Here is a 20,482-nt window from a genome sequence, read left to right as displayed (position 1 = left end):
TTAAAATAAGATACAAAACGCGTGCATAATAATGCTTACAATTTCATCGGTGCAAGATTCATATTTATATAGTAATATATACAAACATATATATATTGGGTTTGGCGATGAACAAATTACAACTCAAACACCGGGAACTGAAGATTATTTCGGTAATTGCTGCCAGTGAAAACATCAGTCATGCCGCTACGGTTCTCGGCATCGCACAAGCCAACGTTAGTAAGTATCTTGCTGATTTTGAATCCAAAGTTGGACTAAAGGTATTTGATCGCACCACTCGACAGCTCACCCTCACACCGTTTGGTACAGCGCTGCTTCCTTACATCAATGACATGTTGGACAGAAACGATCAGCTCAATAATTTCATTGCTGATTATAAGCACGAAAAACGTGGCCGGGTAACCGTATATGCTCCGACGGGCATAATTGCTTATTTATCGCAACATGTGATCGCAAAAATTCAGGATATCGGTGGAATTAGTCTCTCACTTAAAACATGTAACCTGGAACGAAAGGCATTTTTTGAAGGTGTCGACTTCCCTGAAGACTGTGATATTTTAATCACCTATGCCCATCCTAAAGATGAATCTCTGGTTGCCAGTTTCATTACTAAATATGCGGTGACGGCTTTTGCCAGCCCTGAGTATATCAAAGCACATCCTATTAGTAGCCCTGATGAACTGGAAGAACATTCCTGTATCCTGATTGATTCCATGATGATAGATGAGGCTAATATCTGGCGTTTCACTTCTGCCGGAGGCAAGGAGATGCACGATTATCGGGTAACCGGAAATTATGTCTGCGACAATACACAGTCTGCACTGGCGCTGGCACGTAACCATCTGGGCATTGTTTTTGCGCCAAATGCGAGTATCCAAAAAGATATTGAATCCGGGTCGCTGGTTCCATGTTTCTCAGAACAACATGAATGGTGGCTGGATTTGGTGGTGATTTTCCGCAAACGTGAATATCAGCCATGGCGGGTACAGTTTATTCTTGATGAGATGTTGACAGAGCTCCGCCAGCAACTTACTCAGGCGCTGGAACAGCAGCCTGAGTAAGCGAAATTAGGGTACCAGGTTCAAAATGGTAAGCAAAATAGCCTGTGCCTAGTGATCGAGATACAGATAATGCACCCAACTGGTCATACGCAGCAGAACCTTACGCATCACTGACACATGGGTGAAGTGATCAGAATAAACCGCGACCTGCGCATAAATCCCATCAGGCAGAGCGTTCACATCCACATTATCATTCAGCTCAATCGTGGCGATCACCCCTTCCGATCCGGGCGTAGAATTTAAGGATTGCAGCGCCCCATTCGACTGGTATGTCCCCCCCGGTACGGCCGGACTGATGGCAGCCAGTTTGCCGCTGAAAACCTTACCCGGCAGGGCGTTAAACACCACTTCAGCTTCATCGCCTGGCTCCAATCGCAGCAACGAGTTTTGCCGGAACTGGGCGATAATTTGCCGTTTTTGATCCGGGATAAACACCATCACCGGACGCATAGGCAGCGCGGCGGCATAGGTTCCCGGTCGCATCAACACCTGCGTAACGTAACCATCGCTGGGCGCACGAACCACTGTCTGGTCCAGGTTGAACTCCGCTTCGGCTAACTGCGCTTTCAGGCTGGCAATTTGCGAATTCTCACCCTGCACCAGGCTGTCTAACTGACTCTGGATTTGCTGTTGTTCCGCAACGGAGGATTTCACCGCTGCTTCCTGCGCCAGATAATTTTGCCGCGCCGCATCGATATCGCGTTCAGAAAAAGGATTGACCTTCGCCTGACTCCCCTGCGCATAGCGCTGGTAATCTTTAGCTAGCTTGTCACGGGTAGCCTTTACCCGCTGCGTGTTGGCTTGCATTTCGTCTAACTGCGCCACCAGCACCTGCTCTTTATGTTGTGCGGTGACAATATCAGCTTTCAGGCGATCCACTCGTGCCTGATAACGTCCCGGATTAAGTTTAAACAGCACCTCACCTTTTTTGATCAGCGTATTCTTCTTATCCGTCACTTCCGTCACGACCCCCGTGACCTGCGGTACTACGGGAATAGAAATTACCGCCTTTTGCGCCTTAAATGTATACGGATGGTTATAATTCATCAGTAATATAAGCCCGCAAACAATGAATATACCGCCCAATGCTGCAGTGGGTACTGTCCATTTATTGGCAGGAATTTTAAAAATCTTAAATATTGACCATGCGCACGCCACATAGGTCAGAACGATCAATAAATCCATCGATATTACTCCGCCGGAGAGGTCTTCGCCTCACCCAGTTTCTTTTCCAGATCGGCAACCCTGGCCTGCAACTGGATCAGGGAAGAATCCGCGCTTTGCATGCCCCACCCGCGTTCCGGGCGATAAAGCGTTGCCCAGATCCATAAAAAGGGCCACATGACATGTAAGGTAAACAAACTCACCCATCCTGCGACATGTATTGCGTCAGCATGAGGATGGTTACGTTTCTTTGCAATGAGATAGGGAATATCATGCAGAATAATAATCCCGTAAAAAATGACCAGGAATACAAAAATAAGCACTCCTAATGCAAAATAATTAAGGAACATATTTGCCTCAGGGATTTAAATTGAAAATTCGGCTGCAATTTGATTTACACAATAGAGTTGATAATAGTAGTGGAATGACCAGATTGGATGCAATCGTCTTATTTATATAACGATATATGGGTTTATATATAACTGCAGAATAAAGATATGCCCGGCGCAAAACCGGGCAATAAGTGATGAGAAATTAAAATAGTCCCAGCGGTTTATCCGAGTAGCTCACCAGCAGACATTTGGTTTGCTGATAATGCTCGAGCATCATCTTATGCGTCTCGCGCCCGATGCCTGACTGCTTATAGCCACCGAATGCCGCATGGGCGGGGTAAGCATGGTAACAGTTGGTCCAAACACGCCCCGCCTGAATCCCACGGCCCATCTTGTACGCCAGATTTCCGTTACGGCTCCAGACGCCAGCGCCAAGCCCATATTGGGTGTCATTGGCGATTTCCAGCGCCTCTTCCATAGTTTTAAAGGTCGTGACGGCCAGCACGGGCCCGAAGATCTCTTCCTGGAAAACCCGCATGTTGTTCTTGCCAAACAGAATGGTTGGTTCGAGGTAATAACCTTCTTTTAAGTCGCCATCCAGTTGCTTGCGCCGCCCGCCGGTGAGAACATCAGCCCCTTCTTTCTTACCAATATCGATGTAATTCAAAATGGTTTCCAGTTGACCATGCGAGACCTGCGCACCCATTTGCGTCACGCTGTCTAACGGGTTGCCGCTGCGAATACTCTCCACCCGGCGAATAGCTCTTTCCATAAAACGTTCGTAAATAGATTCCTGTACTAACGCACGGCTCGGACAGGTACACACTTCACCCTGATTGAAGGCAAACAGCGCGAAACCTTCCAGCGCTTTGTCAAAAAACGCATCCTCTTCATCCATCACATCAGCGAAGAAGATATTGGGCGATTTCCCACCCAGCTCCAGCGTGACGGGAATAATGTTCTGCGTGGCGTATTGCATGATCTGCTGCCCAACTTCCGTTGAGCCGGTAAACGCCACTTTCGCAATGCGCTTAGACGTCGCCAGATACTCACCGATTTCCCCACCCGCACCGTTTACCACGTTCACCACGCCTGGCGGGAGCAGATCGCCGATGACTTCCATCAGCAACAGCACGGACAGCGGCGTGAGGCGCGCGGGTTTAAGCACGACGCAGTTACCCGCCGCCAGCGCGGGCGCCATCTTCCAGCTGGCCATCAGCAGCGGGAAGTTCCACGGGATAATTTGCCCTACCACGCCAAGAGGTTCATGGAAGTGATAAGCCACGGTCTCGCTATCAACCTCGCTTATTCCCCCTTCCTGCGCACGAATACAGGAAGCGAAATAGCGGAAATGGTCAATCGCCAGCGGAACATCTGCCGCGCTGGTTTCGCGGATGGGCTTACCGTTATCCCAGGTTTCTGCCGTCGCCAGCAGTTCCAGGTTTTGCTCCATACGATCGGCGATTTTGAACAGTATCGCTGCCCTGTCCTGCACGGATGTCTGTGCCCACTTGTCTTTTACTTTGTGCGCGGCATCCAGTGCCAGATCGATATCCTTTTTGCCGGAAGAGGCCACTTCGCACAGTAATTGCCCGGTTACCGGCGTCAGGTTTTGGTAATACTCGCCGTCCACCGGGGCAACCCAGTCACCGCCGATAAAGTTATCGTATCGGGCTTTTAACTTCAGAGGGTAACCATACTCGCCGGGATAAATACGCGTTGAAGGGGGGTTATTGGTCATGACCGTCTCCTTGCTGTAGGGGTACTACAAGGGTAGACGGGGCTGGCGAATTATTCGCCAGCCATTTACTGCTTTACGACAGGTATCACGAATTACATAGCAGCGCGATAAATCGCCATGATTTCTTCATGAGTCGCCTGAATCGGGTTAGTGAAACCGCAGGCATCTTTCAGAGCATTGGTCGCCAGTACGGCAATATCCTCTTCCTTCACGTTCAACTCACGCAGACCGGCCGGGATATTCACTTTCTGCGCCAGTTCGCGGATCGCCGCGATGCAGGCTTCCGCCCCTTGCTCTGTGCTCAAGCCAGCAACGTCCACGCCCATTGCCGCAGCGCAATCACGCAGGCGAGCGGCAGCCACTTTGCTATTGAAGACCTGCACATGCGGCAGCAGCACTGCGTTACATACACCGTGCGGCAGATCGTAGAAGCCACCCAACTGGTGCGCCATTGCGTGCACATAACCAAGAGAAGCGTTGTTAAAAGCCATGCCCGCGAGGAACTGCGCGTAAGCCATGGCTTCGCGCGCCTGAGCATTGCTGCCATCTGCAACGGCGACCGGAAGGTTTTCCGCAATCATGGTGACCGCTTTCAACGCGCACGCATCGGTAATCGGCGTTGCAGCAATAGACACGTAGGCTTCAATGGCGTGGGTCAGCGCATCCATACCGGTTGCCGCTGTCAGGGACTTCGGCATGCCGACCATCAGCGAGGAGTCATTAACGGACAGCAGCGGCGTAACGTGCTTATCCACAATCGCCATTTTAATGTGGCGTACTTCATCGGTAATGATGCAGAAACGGGTCATTTCAGATGCCGTGCCCGCGGTGGTGTTAATGGCGATCATCGGCAGCTGTGGTTTTGCAGAACGGTCCACACCTTCGTAATCGCGAATATCGCCGCCGTTAGCCGCCACCAGCGCAATGCCCTTCGCACAATCGTGCGGAGAACCGCCGCCGAGGGAAATAACGCTATCACATTCATTTTCTTTCAGTATATGCAGGCCAGCAGCGACGTTGCTGGTCGTGGGATTAGGATGCGTACCGTCGAAAATTACGCTGAAAATATCACGTTCCTGTAATGCTTTTTGAATCTCGCCTGCCATACCTAATTTTGTCAGCATGGCATCCGTGACAATCAGCGTACGACGAAAACCATATTCCGCCATTGTATTCATTGCGTCTTTTAATGAATCAGCGCCAATTACATTCACGGAAGGAATAAAAAATGTTGAAGCAGCCATTGTACGATCCTTAATTACTCTAAAGAGTCAGGAAGCATACGAGTGAAATATCCAACAAAATATGATCGTGGTTGTTATTTTAATAACACCCACAATTAAAAAGCACATTAGGTTCATAATCTAATGTGCTTATTTCAATCAATATCTATTTTGTATTAATTCATTTAATTCCTGAATTAATTGTTTCATTACTTTTCGGGAAACAGCAAAGCATCGCGTAATAAATGATCATTTCCCCGGCGACGCGTAAAACCAATGCGGTCAAAATATTCCAGAATCTGGATAGCCAATTTGCGTCCAACGTTAAGCCTGTCGCGGAAATCGGCAGCACAGGTCGATCCTTTCTCCTGATCCAGTTCGCGGATCATATTGGCAAAGGCCACAATCCGATCGTTACGGTAATAGCGATCTTTGACGATCGCGGTGATGATGCCTTGCTGCGCTGCTTGTCGTAACGCCACACGCATCATCTGCTCATCTGTGCCCGTCTGTTTTGCCAAATCGCGCACCCACCACGGCTCATCGCCAAAAAGCGGTTCTGCTTTTTGCCAGATAGCCTGCTGCTCTTCGTTGAAACCGGCCTTATGATCCGGCAAATGCAGCCAGCCATGATGGCTATGGATGGCGCCGCTCTCACGCATCTTTTCAATCAGCAGCAGGACCAACGCTTCGTCTTCCATCGGCAAAGCCATACGGCGCAGGCGTTCTCGCCCAGGTCCTGGTTCATCACGGTGCTGCTCGTGGTACGTCGCCAGCGTATCAAGGACTTTCCGCTGCCAGCGCGCTGCAACGGCAGCATTCAACAGACTGTATCCCGCCTGAATAAAGCCATGCAGCTCAATCAACGGACGCATACCGTTGCCGTTGAGCTGACGCGCCCAGGCGAAGTCAGGAATATTCACCGCCCCGCGCGTCAGATGCAGCGCCAGAGCTTCGCCGTCACTCTGTACCTTCTCCAGCGCTGCCAGCCACTGCAAATATTCCGGCTTACGCTTCCCGCGACGCGGCGGATTGAGCGTTACCACGCGCGCGCCAGCCAGCGTCGTGCGGGCCGAAATATCGCGTAGCACCAGACGGTCGTTATCGGCGAGCCAGAGCGGTGTATCAAACACCAGTTCCGCCAGCGTCCCTTCAAGCAGGGAGATTCTGCCGGTGACGTGGCTGGCCGCGTGGTGAATATGCAGCGGTTGCCACTGCATCAGCGGCGCGGCATGCTCTAAAGAGACAATCACGCGGGTAAACGCCTCTGGCGGTGCATCGGAGAGCAGCCAGTCGCCGCGGTTAAGCTCTTCTTTTTGTGCATCACCAGCAATATTCAGCGCAATACGTTGCCCCGCCTGCGCGCGATCGGTGGCCTGATTTTGCGCATGCAAGCTACGTACGCGCATCGGTTTGTTGACGCCCGTGAGCCACAGCGTGTCACCAACAGTCACTTCACCGCTAAGCGCCGTCCCGGTCACCACCAGACCCGCGCCTTTGACCGTAAAGGCACGGTCAATCGCCAGGCGAAAGCTGCAATCGCGGGCATGCTCGCGCGACGTTAATTGCTGTAAATGATCGCGCAGTTCTTCGATTCCACGACCTTCACTGGCCGCCGTCACGAACAGAACCGCATCGGCGAATCCATAGTTTTCAAGCGCAGTATGCACCTCAGTACGTACCGCGTTGATGCGATCGTCATCCACGCGATCGGCTTTCGTGAGCGCCACGGTGATCTGCGGGTTGCCCGTCAGTTGCAGAATTTGCAAATGCTCACGCGTTTGCGCCATCACGCCGTCATCACACGCCACCACCAGCAGCGCATGGTCGATCCCGCCGACACCCGCCAGCATGTTGGACAAAAACTTTTCGTGTCCGGGAACATCGATAAATCCCAGAATCCTTCCGTCCGGCTGCGGCCAGTAGGCATAACCGAGATCGATGGTCATGCCGCGCTTTTTTTCTTCCGGCAAACGGTCGGCATTCACGCCAGTAATCGCCTGTAATAACGTTGTTTTTCCGTGGTCAACGTGTCCGGCGGTTGCAATAATCATTTCAGCATCATCTCCATAAACCGGGTCTCGTCCTCAAGGCAGCGCAGATCCAGCCATAAGCGACCATCATAAATTCGCCCAATGATCGGCACGGGCAGCGCACGCCAACGGGCGGCCAGTGCTTCGAGGCGACTACCGCGCCCGTCATGTGGCGTAAAGGTTAATGCCGCGCTGGGCAGCCTATCAACAGGTAGCGAACCGCTGCCTATCTGCGATAAACAAGGCATAACGTTCAGGGCGAATTCGTCGCCGTAATGATCAGCAAGCCGTGCCTGTAATTGTTGTGCCTGCGCGTGGACAGCCTCCTGCGAGCGGGTGAGCTGGCGTAACGTCGGCAACTTCGCTGCCAGCGCTTCCGGGTGCAGGTAGAGCCGCAGCGTCGCTTCCAGCGCAGCCAGCGTCATTTTATCAGCCCGTAATGCACGTTTCAGCGGATGGCTCTGTAAGCGCGCGATCATCTCTTTTTTACCGACAATAATCCCTGCCTGCGGCCCTCCCAGTAATTTATCGCCAGAGAAGCTCACCAGGCTAACGCCAGCGGCAATCAGCTGTTGCGGCATCGGCTCCTGCGGTAATCCATACTGGCTGAGATCAACCAGCGAGCCGCTGCCGAGATCCGCCACTACCGGAACATCCAGCTCCTTGCCAATAGTGGCCAGCTCTGCCTCATCCACCGACTTCGTAAAGCCTTCGATGCTGTAATTACTGGTATGCACTTTCATCAGCAGACCGGTATTTTCATTTACCGCCTGACGATAATCTTTCGTGTGGGTCCGGTTGGTGGTACCCACTTCGCGCAGAATACATCCGGCCTGACACATCACGTCCGGAATACGAAACGCGCCGCCAATTTCTACCAGCTCTCCGCGTGAAACGACCACCTCTTTGCCGTTAGCTGTGGCCGCCAGCATCAGCAAAACCGCTGCCGCATTGTTATTGACGATACAGGCGTCTTCCGCCCCCGTCAGACGGCAGAGTAAATCCGCCAGGGCCCGATCCCGATGTCCACGCCCGGCATCATCCAGGCTGTATTCCAGCGTCACCGGCGTGCGCATCACCTGCACCACCGCCTCGATCGCTTCTTCGGCCTGCGATGCGCGACCAAGATTGGTATGCAGCACCGTTCCGGTCAGGTTAATCACCGGACGCAGCGCACTTTGCGATTCTCGTTCCAGCCGGGCGCAGGCCTCTTGCGCCCAGTCCTCACACCATGCCGGGAGCGCGTGCGTGTCGCGAATAGCTTCTCTGGCTTCGTCGAGCATGTGACGCAGCAGGTCAACCACCCGGGTATGACCGTGAGACTCACGTAAAGCTGGGAAGGCGCTATCGCGCAATAAACGATCGATAGCAGGAAGCTGGCTGTAGAGTGAACGCATGTCGGTTGTCATGAAAGGGCCTGGCTGTTGGTGGCCCTCTCCACCGTGGAGAGGGATATCGATATAGGAAGGATTGTACCGTGACTTTGCTCAGGCGAGTATAATGTGTATCAAGCCTTTGGCGGTTCCGTACGGGCAAAACTTTCGCGTTGAAAGAGCGTTTCCACCAGTTTGACCAGACGCGGGCGATCAACACACCAGCCGGGCGCAACCCGACGGAAATTGAGATAACCGACGGCACAGGCAATCGCAATGGTTGCCAGGTTAACCGTATCCGTTTTCAGCGTACCCTCCGCCAGATAACCTTCCAGCATATCCAGACTACGGGTAATCTTTTCTCGCTGGCGTAACAGTTCGGTTTCTGACTGCTGCGCGGCGGGGCGAGCCTGTTCGCGTACCGAGACTAAACCGGCATCCATAATGCCATCGGCCAGCGCTTCCAACTGGCGTACCTTCAGCGCCGCCAGTGGTTCACGCGGCAGCATCGCTGGCGCAATATCCAGCAGTTCTATGTATTCCGCGATGATCGGAGAGTCAAACCAGTACTCGCCCTCATCGGTAACCAACGCGGGCACTTTTCCTAACGGGTTATAGCGTGCCACGCCGTTATCTGCGTTATAGGGGAGTTCATTCACAAATTCGAAGGTGATGCCCTTTTCCAGTAACAGAATAGAAATTTTACGCACAAAAGGGCTGGTATAGCTGCCAATGAGTTTCATGCCGGGTCCTTTTTGCCAACAAAAATATCAGTATGGCTCAGGTCAGTGCAAATGGCAGGTGATGACGGTCTCAATGATCCAAATAAAGGTAATGCATCCAGCTGGTCATGCGCAGCAGCACTTTACGCATCACTGAAACATGAGCGAAATGGTCGGAATAGACCGCCACCTGGGCATAGATACCGTCCGGCAGCGCATCCACATCGGCATTGGGAGCCAGCTCAATCGTGGCCAGCACGCCATCGGTACCCGGCACCACCGTTAAGGACTGTAATGCTCCCTGCGCCTGATAAGAACCGCCCGGAACAACCGGCAGAATGCTGGTGAGCTTGCCGGAGAATACCTGGCCTGGCAGCGCGTTGAAGACCACTTCCGCTTCATCACCCGGTTTAAGGCGCAGCAACGAATTCTGGCGGAATTGCGCCACGATTTGCCGTTTTTGTTCCGGAATAAATACCATCACCGGGCGCAGAGGCAGCGCGGCGGCATAGGTCCCGGGCCGGATAAGCACCTGCGTTACATAACCGTTGCTGGGCGCACGTACGATAGTCTGTTCAAGATTGTATTTGGCTTCAGCGAGCTGGGCGCGCAGAGACGCAACCTGAGATTGCTCTCCATTGACCATACTGTCTAACTGGCTCTGAATCTGCGTCTGTTCGGCAACGGAGCCTTTGACCAGCGCATCCTGCGCCAGGTAGTTTTGCCGGGCATTGTCGATGTCGCTTTCAGAGAATGGATTAACCTTCGCCTGACTACCCTTCAAATAGCGTTGATAATCTTTATACAGGCGATCTCGTTCAGCGGAAACGCGGGTGGTATTGGCTACGGCTTCAGACAGCTGCGCTTTCATATTGTCGATGTTGTGCGTAGCGGTCACCAGGTCGGCCTGCAGCCTGTCGACCCGCGCCTGATAACGAACGGGATCGAGTTTAAATAACACCTCGCCTTTTTTAATCAGCTGATTATTTTTATCTGTCACCTCACTAACAATTCCGGTGACCTGTGGGGTAACAGGAATTGAAATAACCGCCTTTTGCGCCGTAAAGGTATACGGGTGGTTATAGTTCATTAATAAAATGAGTCCCGCCACAATAAACACCCCACCTAATGCGGCGGTAGCAAGCGTCCATTGATTTACCGGAATACGGAATATTTTAAAAATGGCCCAGGCGAATGCCACATAGGTCAGGACAATCAACAAGTCCATGATCAAATCTCCGGAAAGGTGGAGTTATCGTTTTTTTTGTCCCCATCCAGTCTATTTTCCAACTGGGTGATGCGCGCGGCCAGCGCGGCAATTTCAGGGTCAGGTTCCTTCCCGGACGGCGTGATGTGTGACTGCATTCCCCAGCCTCGTTCTGGCTGATAGAGCGTGGCCCAGATCCACAGGAAGGGCCAAATAACATGCAGCGTAAATAAGCTCACCCAACCCGCCGTATGGATGGCATCGGCATGGGGATGGTTGCGCTTCTTAGCCATGTTATAGGGAATATCATGGATAGCGATGATTCCGTAAAACAGAACCAGAAAAACGAAGATCAGCACACCTAACGCGAAATAGTTTAGAAACATACCCGCCTCGTATTCACGCTAATCAGAGCTTTCAATTGCAGGCAGCCGAAAGGAGTCATGGCTGGTAATTTGAACATAATTGCAGTTAGTCATTTCCGCCATACCACCAGGGTATAAATTTTCAGGTTGATGGCTTGCGGGGTAGTTGCAAGAAATAGTTGATGAAACAGAATCCGCTCCAGATCACACCAGGAGAAATCCAGACAAATATTTATTGCGAAGTAGATCACAAATACCCAACAAACAGCCAAAACAAAAACGTGAACAACTTCACACTTAACGCCCATTTTTAGCCAATTCTTGACCTGTGATGTTTTTTTGTACCGATATTTTGTGATGAAAATCACATTAACTAACGCCATACACCCTATATTTACGTGACAAACGTCACATAAAAAGTCGTCGACTGGACAGTTGAACGATTCAGTGCCAGATTTCGCAGTATCTACAGGGTCCGGCTACCTCCTGCCGCTACATTAACAAACCTCGGGCTTTTAGCCTGCGCGACAGCAAACAATAAGAAGGGGTGTTTTTATGTCATCCGATATTAAGATCAAAGTGCAAAGCTTTGGTCGATTCCTCAGTAACATGGTGATGCCAAATATCGGCGCGTTTATCGCGTGGGGTATTATCACCGCATTATTCATTCCGACAGGGTGGTTGCCGAACGAAACGCTGGCGAAGCTTGTCGGCCCAATGATCACCTATCTGCTGCCGCTGCTGATCGGTTATACCGGTGGTAAGCTGGTTGGCGGCGAGCGTGGCGGCGTGGTGGGTGCTATCACCACCATGGGCGTTATCGTCGGTGCCGATATGCCAATGTTCCTCGGCGCGATGATCGCAGGTCCGCTGGGCGGCTGGGCTATCAAACATTTCGACAACTGGGTAGACGGTAAGATCAAGTCCGGTTTTGAGATGCTGGTGAATAACTTCTCCGCAGGCATCATCGGGATGATCCTCGCCATTCTGGCATTCCTTGGTATTGGCCCATTGGTTGAAGCACTGTCCAAAATCCTGGCGGCAGGCGTTAACTTCATGGTTGTCCATGACATGCTGCCACTGGCGTCTATCTTCGTTGAACCGGCGAAAATCCTGTTCCTCAACAACGCCATCAACCACGGTATTTTCTCACCGCTGGGTATTCAGCAGTCCCATGAGATGGGCAAATCCATCTTCTTCCTGATTGAAGCTAACCCGGGTCCGGGTATGGGCGTTCTGCTGGCATACATGTTCTTCGGTCGCGGCAGCGCTAAGCAGTCTGCAGGCGGCGCGGCTATCATCCACTTCCTGGGTGGTATCCACGAAATTTACTTCCCGTACGTGCTGATGAACCCGCGTCTGATCCTGGCCGTTATCCTCGGCGGTATGACTGGCGTATTTACCCTGACTATCCTGAACGGCGGCCTGGTTTCTCCGGCTTCTCCGGGTTCTATCCTGGCCGTACTGGCAATGACGCCGAAGGGTGCTTACTTCGCGAACATCGCTGCTATCTGTGCCGCAATGGCTGTCTCCTTTGTCGTCTCAGCCATTCTGCTGAAAACCAGCAAAGTGAAAGAAGATGATGACATTGATGCCGCAACTCGTCGTATGCACGACATGAAAGCGGAATCCAAAGGTGCATCTCCGCTGGCGGCTGGCGACGTGACTAACGACCTGAGCCATGTGCGTAAAATCATCGTTGCCTGCGATGCAGGTATGGGCTCCAGCGCCATGGGTGCGGGCGTACTGCGCAAGAAAGTGCAGGATGCCGGTCTGTCTCAGATTTCCGTCACCAACAGCGCGATTAACAATCTGCCGCCGGATGTCGATCTGGTCATTACCCACCGTGACCTGACCGAACGTGCGATGCGCCAGGTGCCTCAGGCGCAGCACATTTCGCTGACCAACTTCCTCGACAGCGCCCTGTACTCCAGCCTGACCGAACGTCTGGTTGCTGCACAGCGCCACAACGTGAACGAAGAGAAAGTCCGCGATCACCTGAAAGACAGCTTCGAAGAGGGTGATACCCACCTGTTCAAACTGGGTGCGGAGAATATCTTCCTCGGCCGTAAAGCCACTAACAAAGAAGAAGCGATTCGCTTTGCCGGTGAGCAACTGGTGAAAGGCGGCTACGTTGAGCCAGAATACGTCGAGGCGATGCTGGACCGCGAAAAACTGACCCCGACTTACCTCGGTGAGTCCATCGCAGTGCCGCACGGTACGGTTGAAGCCAAAGACCGCGTGCTGAAAACCGGCGTGGTGTTCTGCCAGTACCCGGAAGGCGTGCGCTTCGGTGAAGAAGAAGACGACATTGCCCGCCTGGTCATTGGTATCGCCGCACGTAACAATGAACATATCCAGGTGATCACCAGCCTGACCAACGCTCTGGATGACGAATCCGTGATCGAACGTCTGGCCCATACCACCAGCGTGGATGAAGTTCTGGAACTGCTGGCAGGTAAAAAAGCTTAACCATTAAGTATCTCCAAAATAGTTCGAGCTGCAGAAAGGCGGCAACGCAGCGAATCCCAGGAGCGTACATAAGTACGTGACTGGGGTGAGCGAGGAGAGCCAACGCATCTGCAGTTCGAAATATGAAGGCGATATCCTCTCCCTTGTGGAGAGGGTTAGGTTGAGGGAAACGCCTCACCCCAGCCCTCTTGGGTAAAAACATTAATGAAGGTTAATACTATGAAAGCATTACATTTTGGCGCAGGTAATATCGGTCGTGGCTTTATCGGCAAACTGCTGGCGGACGCGGGGATACAACTGACGTTCGCGGATGTAAACCAGGTCGTGCTCGATGCCCTGAATGCCCGTCATAGCTATCAGGTTCATGTGGTGGGTGAAAACGAGCAGGTTGATACCGTTTCCGGCGTCAACGCCGTGAGCAGCATCGGCGATGATGTTGTCGATCTGATTGCCCAGGTAGATTTAGTCACTACCGCCGTCGGCCCGGTCGTGCTTGAGCGTATCGCTCCGGCCATCGCCAAAGGGCTGGTTAAACGCAAGGCGCAGGGCATCGCCACTCCGCTGAATATTATCGCCTGTGAAAACATGGTGCGCGGAACCACCCAGTTGAAAGGCCACGTTATGAACGCGCTGGCAGATGAAGACAAATCTTGGGTTGAAGAACATGTTGGCTTCGTCGATTCCGCCGTGGACCGCATTGTTCCCCCTTCGGCTTCTGCGACCAACGATCCGCTGGAAGTCACCGTCGAAACCTTCAGTGAGTGGATTGTCGACAAAACACAGTTCAAAGGCGAACTGCCTGACATCCCGGGAATGGAATTAACTGATAACCTGATGGCATTTGTCGAACGTAAACTCTTCACGCTGAACACCGGGCATGCTATAACCGCGTACCTCGGAAAATTGACCGGTCATCAGACCATCCGGGACGCGATTCTCGACGAGAAAATCCGTGCAGTGGTAAAAGGTGCGATGGAAGAGAGCGGCGCGGTACTGATCAAACGCTATGGCTTTGATGCAGCAAAACATGCGGCATACATTCAGAAAATCCTCGGTCGCTTTGAAAACCCGTATCTGAAAGATGACGTTGAGCGCGTGGGTCGTCAGCCGCTGCGTAAACTGAGCGCGGGCGACCGTCTGATTAAACCGCTGCTGGGCACGCTGGAGTATGGCCTGCCGCACGTGAATCTGGTCACCGGTATTGCTGCAGCGATGCACTATCGCAGTGAAGAAGATCCGCAGGCCCAGGAACTGGCCGCGCTGATTGACGAAAAAGGTCCACAGGCCGCGCTGGCACAGGTTTCCGGTCTGGATGCCAACAGTGATGTGGTGGCGGAGGCGGTTAACGCATATAACGCAACCAAATGATAGAGAATGTGGCGCAGGTCAGCCTGCGCCCAAATGACAGATTGTCAGATATGCAGGCAATAATGGAACAAACGCAGGCCTTTGAAAATCGTGTGCTTGAGCGTCTGAATGCTGGCAAAACCGTACGCAGCTTCCTCATCACCGCCGTAGAACTGCTCACCGAAGCGGTGAATATCCTTGTGCTTCAGGTATTTCGCAAAGACGACTATGCGGTAAAATATGCCGTAGAACCCCTGCTCGACGGCGACGGTCCGCTGGGCGATCTTTCCGTTCGTCTGAAGCTAATTTACGGTCTGGGCGTACTCAGCCGGCCGGAGTATGAAGATGCGGAGCTTCTGATGGCGCTGCGGGAAGAGTTAAACCATGACGGTAATGAATACGCGTTCACCGACGACGAAATTCTTGGCCCGTTTGGCGAACTCCACTGCGTGACGGCACTCCCGCCGCCACCGCAGTTTGATACCTCAGACTCAGGTTTGCACGCAATGCAGATTCAGCGCTACCAGCAGATGGTACGCTCCACGATGGTACTTTCCCTGACCGAGCTGATTTCTAAAATCAGCTTAAAAAAAGCCTTTCAAAAATAAGACCCTGCAGGCTTACTTCTCTTCCTGCTGCGGTCGATACAGCTGCCGATAATACGCCAGACGTTGCAGATACAGCTGCGCATTCTCCTGCGGTATTTCAGTAGGGACAACGTTGCGCGGTGGTGTTTTATTCAGATATTCGCGAAAAGCCTGGCTTGAAGCCATAAAATCGACCGTCTTATCAATAAGGGCCGAAACGTTCTCACCTATTTTCGCCATAATCTTCCCTCCTCCATGTATTAACCGCGCTCAGCCTGCGCGGTTGCTCATTTAAGTTTAGGATCGGTTGGGCGATTATATTGAGGAAAACGTGCTTCACTATGAACCCGCCAATAAAAAGCACTACGGCCGACCTTATCACTTAAAATTCCTTATTAATCAAAATAGTAGTATTTTCATTAGCTGAATAATACTTGCAACATTTGATTATTTATCTTCGATTAGTTGTGAATAATCCCGCTCTGCGCGCATACTATAGGATATTCATCCTATTTTTATCAGAAGCTATCCTATGAAAGAAGTCGAAAAAAACGAAATTAAACGCCTGAGTGATCGTCTGGACGCTATCCGCCACCAGCAGGCAGACCTGTCCCTGGTTGAAGCCGCCGACAAATATGCCGAGCTGGAGCAAGAGAAAGAAACGCTGGAAACTGAAATCGCGCGTCTGCGTGACGTCCACGGCCAGAAGCTGAGCAAAGAAGCGCAAAAGCTGGCGAAACTTCCTTTCCGTCGTGCTATCACCAAAAAAGAACAGGCCGACATGGGCAAGCTGAAGAAGAGCGTGCGCGGCCTGATCGTCGTTCACCCGATGACCGAGCTTGGCCGTGAAATGGGCCTGAAAGAGATGACGGGCTTCGCGAAGAGCGAGTTCTGATCTCCCACCGGGCAACATTCGCTTGCCCGGTCCTTCCCTTCCCCTCGCAATTGGCCCTACCAATTTCAGCCAGATCCTACCAGCACCTCACATTTCATTAAAATGTGCGTACAATACCGTTGCCAATAAATAACATTTGATTAACCATTCATTGTCATTACCCCTACACAACAATATTGGCAGGGCCACTTTTACACATAATGTGACCAGGAGATGAGCACAGACTCATTCCATTATGTCGGCGGCCCCCAGGAGACCTGCAATGAATCTCTGGCAACAGAACTACGACCCGGCCGGTAACATCTGGCTTTCCAGTCTGATCGCATCGCTCCCTATCCTGTTCTTTTTCTTCGCCCTGATTAAGCTCAAGCTGAAAGGCTATGTTGCGGCGTCATGGACGGTGGTGATCGCTCTGACGGTCGCCCTGCTGTTTTACAAAATGCCGGTCGATCACGCTCTGGCTTCCGTGGTGTACGGCTTCTTCTATGGTTTGTGGCCAATTGCCTGGATCATTATCGCCGCGGTATTCGTCTATAAAATCTCGGTGAAAACCGGGCAGTTCGACATCATCCGCTCCTCAATACTCTCGATTACCCCGGACCAACGTCTGCAAATGCTGATTGTCGGTTTCTCCTTTGGCGCATTCCTCGAAGGGGCGGCAGGATTTGGCGCTCCGGTAGCGATTACCGCCGCACTGCTGGTTGGTCTGGGCTTTAATCCTCTGTACGCGGCAGGTTTGTGTCTGATCGTAAACACCGCTCCGGTCGCTTTTGGCGCAATGGGTATTCCGATTCTGGTTGCCGGTCAGGTTACCGGGCTGGATAGCTTCGAGATTGGTCAGATGGTGGGCCGTCAGTTACCGTTCCTGACCATTATCGTGTTGTTCTGGATTATGGCGATTATGGATGGCTGGCGTGGCGTAAAAGAGACCTGGCCTGCGGTGATGGTCGCTGGCGGCTCGTTTGCTATCGCGCAGTACCTCAGCTCTAACTTTATCGGGCCGGAACTGCCGGACATTATCTCGTCTCTGGTTTCGCTGGTCTGCCTGACGCTGTTCCTGAAACGCTGGCAGCCGGTACGCATCTTCCGCTTTGGCGATATGGGCGCTTCACAGGTCGATCAGACGCTGGCTCGCACCCACTATACCGCTGGACAGGTGGTCCGCGCCTGGTCTCCGTTCCTGTTCCTGACCGCCACCGTCACGCTGTGGAGCGTACCGCCGTTTAAAGCGCTGTTTGCGCCAGGCGGCGCGATGTACCACTGGGTGGTCAATATTCCGGTTCCGTACCTCGATAAGCTGGTTGCCCGTATGCCGCCGGTCGTACACGAAGCCACAGCCTACGCGGCGGTATATAAATTTGACTGGTTCTCCGCAACCGGTACCGCGATTTTGTTTGCCGCCCTGCTGTCTATCGTCTGGTTGAAGATGAAGCCGTCCGCAGCGCTGCAGACTTTTGGCAGCACGCTGAAAGATCTGGCATTACCTATTTACTCCATCGGAATGGTGCTGGCATTCGCGTTTATCTCAAACTACTCCGGGCTTTCATCAACCCTGGCGTTGGCCCTGGCACACACCGGCAGCGCGTTTACCTTCTTCTCACCGTTCCTCGGCTGGCTGGGGGTATTTCTGACCGGGTCCGACACCTCATCAAACGCACTGTTTGCCGCCCTGCAGGCTACGGCTGCTCAGCAAATCGGCGTTTCGGATGTGCTGATGGTGGCGGCAAATACCACCGGCGGCGTGACCGGCAAGATGATCTCGCCGCAATCTATCGCTATCGCCTGTGCGGCAGTGGGATTAGTGGGGAAAGAGTCTGACCTGTTCCGCTTTACCGTGAAACACAGCCTGATTTTCACCTGCATGGTGGGTGTGATTACCACGCTGCAGGCCTATGTCTTAACCTGGATGATTCCATGATAGTGATGCCCAGACGCCTGTCAGACGAAGTCGCATCTCGTGTGCGGGCGCTGATTGAAGAACAACAGCTGGAGGCGGGCATGAAGTTGCCCGCTGAGCGCCAACTGGCCGTACAGCTCGGCGTATCGCGTAACTCGCTGCGCGAGGCGTTAGCAAAGCTGGTCAGTGAAGGCGTACTGATTAGCCGTCGTGGCGGCGGGACGTTTATCCGCTGGCAGCATGAGGCCTGGTCTGAACAAAACATCGTTCAGCCGCTGAAAACCCTGCTGGCGGACGATCCTGATTACAGTTTCGATATTCTGGAGGCCCGCCACGCCATCGAAGCCAGTACCGCCTGGCACGCTGCCATGCGGGCCACCGCCGCGGATAAAGAGAAAATCAGGCTCTGTTTCGAGGCCACGCAAAGCGAAGATCCGGATCTCGCCTCGCAGGCTGACGTTCGTTTTCATCTCGCCATTGCGGAAGCCTCACACAACGTGGTGCTGTTGCAGACCATGCGCGGTTTCTTCGACGTCCTGCAGTCTTCGGTAAAACAGAGCCGCCAACGTATGTACCTGGTACCGCCCGTATTTTCTCAACTGACGGCGCAGCATCAGGCCGTGCTGGACGCCATTGTTGCCGGGGATGCCGACGGGGCGCGTAAGGCCATGATGGCGCACCTCAGTTTTGTCCACACCACAATTAAACGATTTGATGAAGATCAGGCCCGTCAGGCGCGTATTACTCGCCTGCCCGGTGATCCTGGTGAGAATAGCAGGGAGAACAACACATGATTATTTCAGCAGCCAGCGACTATCGCGCCGCAGCCCAGCGCATCCTGCCCCCCTTCTTGTTCCACTATATTGACGGCGGGGCGTATGCCGAGCACACCTTGCGCCGTAACGTGGCAGACCTGTCAGAGGTGGCGCTGCGCCAGCGCGTACTGAAGAATATGTCCGACCTGAGCCTGGAAACCAAGCTGTTCAACGAAACACTCTCCATGCCGGTAGCCCTCGCGCCTGTCGGTTTGTGCGGCATGTACGCACGCCGGGGCGAGGTTCAGGCCGCCGCCGCCGCTGATGCCAAAGGCATTCCGTTTACGCTTTCCACAGTGTCCGTATGTCCGATTGAAGAAGTCGCCCCGACCATCAAGCGTCCGATGTGGTTCCAGCTGTATGTTCTGCGCGATCGCGGTTTTATGCGTAACGCACTGGAGCGCGCCAAAGCGGCGGGTTGCTCCACGCTGGTCTTTACCGTCGATATGCCAACACCTGGCGCACGCTACCGTGACGCCCATTCCGGTATGAGCGGCCCAAATGCGGCACTGCGCCGCTACTGGCAAGCAGTCACTCATCCACAGTGGGCATGGGACGTTGGTCTGAACGGTCGCCCGCATGATTTAGGCAATATTTCGACTTATCTGGGAAAACCCACCGGCCTTGAAGATTACATCGGCTGGCTGGCGAATAACTTCGATCCGTCGATTTCCTGGAAAGACCTCGAGTGGATCCGCGAATTCTGGGATGGTCCGATGGTGATCAAAGGGATCCTCGACCCTGAAGATGCCCGCGACGCCGTACGCTTTGGCGCAGATGGCATCGTTGTCTCTAACCACGGTGGCCGTCAGTTAGATGGCGTGCTGTCTTCAGCTCGTGCGCTGCCCGCCATTGCCGATGCGGTGAAAGGCGATATTGCCATTCTGGCTGATAGCGGGATCCGCAATGGTCTGGACGTTGTACGCATGATAGCGCTGGGCGCGGATAGCGTGCTGCTGGGGCGTGCTTATCTGTACGCGCTGGCGACCCATGGCCAGGCCGGTGTGGCGAATCTGCTGAACCTGATCGAGAAAGAGATGAAGGTGGCGATGACCCTGACCGGTGCGAAGTCGATTAGCGAAATCAGCCGTGATTCGCTGGTACAGGAACTGGGTAAGAGCCTGCCTGCCGCGCTGGCACCTTTGGTCCAGGGTAGCGCAGCGTAACAACATCCCCGTAAACCCCATTTTCTGAATGGTCGGTCTGTTTTCAGCCCGACCATTTTTTATCCAAAAATAACGACTAGTT

General features: G+C 53.0%; 18 protein-coding genes. 8 read left to right on the top strand and 10 right to left on the bottom strand.

Annotated features, from left to right (window positions below):
* Positions 1 to 107: 107 nt before the first annotated feature.
* Positions 108 to 1,061, top strand: coding sequence for a LysR family transcriptional regulator (locus GFC06_RS05290; RefSeq protein WP_153689908.1), 954 nt, complete (start codon positions 108 to 110; stop codon positions 1,059 to 1,061).
* Between the two features lie 48 nt (positions 1,062 to 1,109).
* Here the strand turns inward: GFC06_RS05290 and GFC06_RS05285 are convergent, their stop codons facing one another.
* The 9 genes from GFC06_RS05285 to GFC06_RS05245 all read right to left on the bottom strand — a co-directional run bounded on the left by GFC06_RS05285 (position 1,110) and on the right by GFC06_RS05245 (position 11,242).
* On the bottom strand, positions 1,110 to 2,246 hold the full coding sequence (locus GFC06_RS05285; protein ID WP_153689907.1) for an HlyD family secretion protein: 1,137 nt from the start codon (positions 2,244 to 2,246) through the stop codon (positions 1,110 to 1,112).
* 5 nt (positions 2,247 to 2,251) lie between these two features.
* Positions 2,252 to 2,575: a DUF3302 domain-containing protein gene (locus GFC06_RS05280; protein WP_016154947.1), complete on the bottom strand. Its 324-nt coding sequence runs from the start codon at positions 2,573 to 2,575 to the stop codon at positions 2,252 to 2,254.
* A gap of 184 nt (positions 2,576 to 2,759) precedes the next feature.
* Positions 2,760 to 4,298 carry an aldehyde dehydrogenase AldB gene (gene aldB, locus GFC06_RS05275; RefSeq protein WP_019078065.1) on the bottom strand — a complete coding sequence of 513 codons (1,539 nt, stop codon included), beginning with the start codon at positions 4,296 to 4,298 and terminating at the stop codon, positions 2,760 to 2,762.
* Between the two features lie 92 nt (positions 4,299 to 4,390).
* Positions 4,391 to 5,542 (bottom strand): L-threonine dehydrogenase, encoded by a 1,152-nt coding sequence (gene yiaY / locus GFC06_RS05270; RefSeq protein WP_049042802.1) that lies wholly within the window; start codon positions 5,540 to 5,542, stop codon positions 4,391 to 4,393.
* Positions 5,543 to 5,730: 188 nt separating this feature from the next.
* The gene (gene selB / locus GFC06_RS05265; protein WP_103766999.1) at positions 5,731 to 7,575 is read right to left on the bottom strand and encodes a selenocysteine-specific translation elongation factor; all 1,845 of its coding nucleotides are present in this window, start codon (positions 7,573 to 7,575) and stop codon (positions 5,731 to 5,733) included.
* Complete coding sequence (gene selA, locus GFC06_RS05260) at positions 7,572 to 8,963, bottom strand: L-seryl-tRNA(Sec) selenium transferase (RefSeq protein ID WP_103767000.1); 1,392 nt, start codon at positions 8,961 to 8,963, stop codon at positions 7,572 to 7,574. Before selA ends, selB begins: the two co-directional genes overlap by 4 nt.
* A 98-nt stretch (positions 8,964 to 9,061) precedes the next feature.
* The gene (locus GFC06_RS05255) at positions 9,062 to 9,670 is read right to left on the bottom strand and encodes a glutathione S-transferase (protein WP_047501319.1); all 609 of its coding nucleotides are present in this window, start codon (positions 9,668 to 9,670) and stop codon (positions 9,062 to 9,064) included.
* 70 nt (positions 9,671 to 9,740) lie between these two features.
* A complete protein-coding gene (locus GFC06_RS05250; protein WP_016157740.1) occupies positions 9,741 to 10,877 on the bottom strand; it encodes an HlyD family secretion protein in 1,137 nt (378 codons plus the stop codon).
* A gap of 2 nt (positions 10,878 to 10,879) precedes the next feature.
* A complete protein-coding gene (locus GFC06_RS05245) occupies positions 10,880 to 11,242 on the bottom strand; it encodes a DUF3302 domain-containing protein (protein ID WP_103767001.1) in 363 nt (120 codons plus the stop codon).
* A 534-nt stretch (positions 11,243 to 11,776) separates the two neighbouring features.
* On the opposite strand from GFC06_RS05245, the gene mtlA reads away from it, so the two are divergent.
* The 3 genes from mtlA to mtlR all read left to right on the top strand — a co-directional run bounded on the left by mtlA (position 11,777) and on the right by mtlR (position 15,648).
* Positions 11,777 to 13,693, top strand: coding sequence for a PTS mannitol transporter subunit IICBA (gene mtlA, locus GFC06_RS05240; protein WP_047501314.1), 1,917 nt, complete (start codon positions 11,777 to 11,779; stop codon positions 13,691 to 13,693).
* A gap of 219 nt (positions 13,694 to 13,912) precedes the next feature.
* Positions 13,913 to 15,061, top strand: a complete 1,149-nt coding sequence (mtlD, locus tag GFC06_RS05235; protein ID WP_153689906.1) for a mannitol-1-phosphate 5-dehydrogenase — start codon at positions 13,913 to 13,915, stop codon at positions 15,059 to 15,061.
* Positions 15,058 to 15,648, top strand: coding sequence for a mannitol operon repressor MtlR (gene mtlR, locus GFC06_RS05230; protein WP_005120486.1), 591 nt, complete (start codon positions 15,058 to 15,060; stop codon positions 15,646 to 15,648). The genes mtlD and mtlR overlap by 4 nt, the downstream gene beginning before the upstream one ends.
* A gap of 12 nt (positions 15,649 to 15,660) precedes the next feature.
* Here mtlR and GFC06_RS05225 read toward each other — a convergent pair whose 3' ends face one another.
* Positions 15,661 to 15,867, bottom strand: a complete 207-nt coding sequence (locus GFC06_RS05225) for a hypothetical protein (protein WP_016154958.1) — start codon at positions 15,865 to 15,867, stop codon at positions 15,661 to 15,663.
* Between the two features lie 292 nt (positions 15,868 to 16,159).
* On the opposite strand from GFC06_RS05225, the gene GFC06_RS05220 reads away from it, so the two are divergent.
* From GFC06_RS05220 to lldD, 4 genes are all read left to right on the top strand, one after another.
* Positions 16,160 to 16,522 carry a YibL family ribosome-associated protein gene (locus GFC06_RS05220; protein WP_016154959.1) on the top strand — a complete coding sequence of 121 codons (363 nt, stop codon included), beginning with the start codon at positions 16,160 to 16,162 and terminating at the stop codon, positions 16,520 to 16,522.
* Positions 16,523 to 16,784: 262 nt separating this feature from the next.
* Positions 16,785 to 18,440, top strand: coding sequence for an L-lactate permease (gene lldP, locus GFC06_RS05215; protein ID WP_016154960.1), 1,656 nt, complete (start codon positions 16,785 to 16,787; stop codon positions 18,438 to 18,440).
* The gene (gene lldR / locus GFC06_RS05210; RefSeq protein ID WP_003024170.1) at positions 18,437 to 19,213 is read left to right on the top strand and encodes a transcriptional regulator LldR; all 777 of its coding nucleotides are present in this window, start codon (positions 18,437 to 18,439) and stop codon (positions 19,211 to 19,213) included. The genes lldP and lldR overlap by 4 nt, the downstream gene beginning before the upstream one ends.
* Complete coding sequence (gene lldD / locus GFC06_RS05205) at positions 19,210 to 20,400, top strand: FMN-dependent L-lactate dehydrogenase LldD (protein ID WP_103767005.1); 1,191 nt, start codon at positions 19,210 to 19,212, stop codon at positions 20,398 to 20,400. Before lldR ends, lldD begins: the two co-directional genes overlap by 4 nt.
* Positions 20,401 to 20,482: the final 82 nt, after the last annotated feature.

The sequence above is a fragment of the Citrobacter braakii genome, from assembly GCF_009648935.1.
Taxonomy (GTDB): Bacteria; Pseudomonadota; Gammaproteobacteria; order Enterobacterales; family Enterobacteriaceae; genus Citrobacter; species Citrobacter braakii.
The sequence above is the reverse complement of the archived record's forward strand: the minus strand, read 5'-3'. Positions and strand labels throughout refer to the sequence as shown.

Excerpts from the sequence above, each read along its gene's own strand:
- selB (WP_103766999.1), bottom strand. The coding sequence starts at position 7,575 with ATGATTATTGCAACCGCCGGACACGTTGACCACGGAAAAACAACGTTA.
- GFC06_RS05250 (WP_016157740.1), bottom strand. The coding sequence starts at position 10,877 with ATGGACTTGTTGATTGTCCTGACCTATGTGGCATTCGCCTGGGCCATT.
- lldR (WP_003024170.1), top strand. The coding sequence starts at position 18,437 with ATGATAGTGATGCCCAGACGCCTGTCAGACGAAGTCGCATCTCGTGTG.
- mtlA (WP_047501314.1), top strand. The coding sequence starts at position 11,777 with ATGTCATCCGATATTAAGATCAAAGTGCAAAGCTTTGGTCGATTCCTC.
- GFC06_RS05220 (WP_016154959.1), top strand. The coding sequence starts at position 16,160 with ATGAAAGAAGTCGAAAAAAACGAAATTAAACGCCTGAGTGATCGTCTG.
- GFC06_RS05280 (WP_016154947.1), bottom strand. The coding sequence starts at position 2,575 with ATGTTCCTTAATTATTTTGCATTAGGAGTGCTTATTTTTGTATTCCTG.
- GFC06_RS05285 (WP_153689907.1), bottom strand. The coding sequence starts at position 2,246 with ATGGATTTATTGATCGTTCTGACCTATGTGGCGTGCGCATGGTCAATA.
- yiaY (WP_049042802.1), bottom strand. The coding sequence starts at position 5,542 with ATGGCTGCTTCAACATTTTTTATTCCTTCCGTGAATGTAATTGGCGCT.
- GFC06_RS05245 (WP_103767001.1), bottom strand. The coding sequence starts at position 11,242 with ATGTTTCTAAACTATTTCGCGTTAGGTGTGCTGATCTTCGTTTTTCTG.
- GFC06_RS05290 (WP_153689908.1), top strand. The coding sequence starts at position 108 with ATGAACAAATTACAACTCAAACACCGGGAACTGAAGATTATTTCGGTA.
- mtlR (WP_005120486.1), top strand. The coding sequence starts at position 15,058 with ATGATAGAGAATGTGGCGCAGGTCAGCCTGCGCCCAAATGACAGATTG.
- GFC06_RS05225 (WP_016154958.1), bottom strand. The coding sequence starts at position 15,867 with ATGGCGAAAATAGGTGAGAACGTTTCGGCCCTTATTGATAAGACGGTC.
- aldB (WP_019078065.1), bottom strand. The coding sequence starts at position 4,298 with ATGACCAATAACCCCCCTTCAACGCGTATTTATCCCGGCGAGTATGGT.
- lldD (WP_103767005.1), top strand. The coding sequence starts at position 19,210 with ATGATTATTTCAGCAGCCAGCGACTATCGCGCCGCAGCCCAGCGCATC.
- mtlD (WP_153689906.1), top strand. The coding sequence starts at position 13,913 with ATGAAAGCATTACATTTTGGCGCAGGTAATATCGGTCGTGGCTTTATC.
- selA (WP_103767000.1), bottom strand. The coding sequence starts at position 8,963 with ATGACAACCGACATGCGTTCACTCTACAGCCAGCTTCCTGCTATCGAT.
- lldP (WP_016154960.1), top strand. The coding sequence starts at position 16,785 with ATGAATCTCTGGCAACAGAACTACGACCCGGCCGGTAACATCTGGCTT.
- GFC06_RS05255 (WP_047501319.1), bottom strand. The coding sequence starts at position 9,670 with ATGAAACTCATTGGCAGCTATACCAGCCCTTTTGTGCGTAAAATTTCT.